Below are 1,389 nucleotides of genomic sequence, written 5' to 3'. Positions count from 1 at the left end.
CCCGCTCGCAGGCCGAGCGGGTTCGGGTGGAGGCGGCGGCGCGGGCCGAGGCCGTGCGCCTGGTCGGGCAGGCCGAGGCCGACGCCGAGGCGGCCCGGGTCGCCTCGGTCACCGGTCTGGACACCTCGGCGGTGATCGCGCTGGCGGTGCGGGACCTCGCCGACCATCTGCCCGCGATCGGGGCGCTCACGATCACCCCCGACGTGGTCACCGAGGCGGTCGCCCGGTTCGTCCGTGTCGGCACCTCCCAGTGAGCCTCGCCCCGCGCGCGGTGCTCGTCCACCGGCGCACCGAGTACGCCGAGTTGCTGGACCGGCACGGCACCCGCGGCCAGGCCGCGTTCTTCCTGGCCACCCGAGGGCGGGAGCTGGCCGAGGTGCAGGCCGCCCACGACGCCGCCGAGGCGGCCCGTCGGATGGTCGCCGCGGCGATCCCGCCGCACTGGCGTCGCGGCGAGGTGGAGCGGACCGACCTCGACCGTTTCCTGTTCGCTCCGGATGACGTGGTCGTCTGCGTCGGGCAGGACGGGCTCGTCGCGAACGTCGCGAAGTACCTCGACGGGCAGCTCGTCCTGGGGATCAACGCCGAACCCACCCGCACGCCGGGTGTCCTGGTCCGCCATGCCCCGGGCGAGGCTGCCGTCCTGCTGCGCACCGTCGAAGGATCGCCTGCGGATCCCGCCCGCGGGCTTGGTCGCCTGCTACGCGAACTGACCATGGTCGAGGCCCGCTCCGACGACGGCCAGCGCCTTGTCGCGCTCAACGAGATCTACGTCGGCCACCCCGGTCACCAGACCGCCCGGTACCGGCTGCGAGTTCCCGGCGGCGGCACCCCGGTGACCGAGCGGCAGGCGTCGTCCGGACTGCTGGTCGGCACCGGCACCGGTGCGACCGGCTGGTGCCGTTCGGTCTGGGCGCAGCGGCACAGCGAGCTGTCGCTGCCGGCACCGACCGCCGGCGCGCTGGCCTGGTTCGTCCGCGAGGCGTGGCCGTCACCGGCCACGGGCACCACCTGTACCGAGGGCCGCCTCGCCGGGACGGTGCGGCTGGAGGTCCTGGTGGAGGCCGATCGGATGGTCGTGTTCGGCGACGGCATCGAGGCGGACACGATCGAGCTGTCCTGGGGGCAGCAGCTCACCGTCGGGGTGGCCGACCGCCGCCTACGACTCGCCTAGCACGTGGCGGATCGACGCCGGGACGGTGTCAGCTGCCTCGGTTGTCAGCTGCCTCGGTTGTCGGCCGCGGCGGGGTTGTCGGCCGCCTGGGTTGTCAGTCGCAGTGGGTGCCAGTTGCTGGCGGTGTCAGCCGCGGCGGCGATCCCGGCGGCCTGGTCGGGAGGTCCAGGGCCGGCCAGGCCGGCGGACCGCGCCGGTCGCGGACGGGCCGGCCG

Annotated in this window: 1 protein-coding gene and 1 pseudogene; both read left to right on the top strand. The window is 75.2% G+C overall.

Annotated features, from left to right (window positions below; all coding sequences use genetic code 11):
• A pseudogene (locus ND748_RS32020) lies at positions 1–254 on the top strand (SPFH domain-containing protein); the annotation flags it as partial.
• Positions 251–1,174 carry a hypothetical protein gene (locus ND748_RS32015; protein WP_251750015.1) on the top strand — a complete coding sequence of 308 codons (924 nt, stop codon included), beginning with the start codon at positions 251–253 and terminating at the stop codon, positions 1,172–1,174. The pseudogene ND748_RS32020 and the gene ND748_RS32015, both read left to right, overlap by 4 nt.
• Positions 1,175–1,389: the final 215 nt, after the last annotated feature.

This window comes from Frankia sp. AiPs1, assembly GCF_023716945.1.
Taxonomy (GTDB): domain Bacteria; phylum Actinomycetota; class Actinomycetes; order Frankiales; family Frankiaceae; genus Frankia.
Note: the sequence above shows the minus strand (reverse complement) of the source record. Positions and strands in the feature narration are given on the sequence as shown.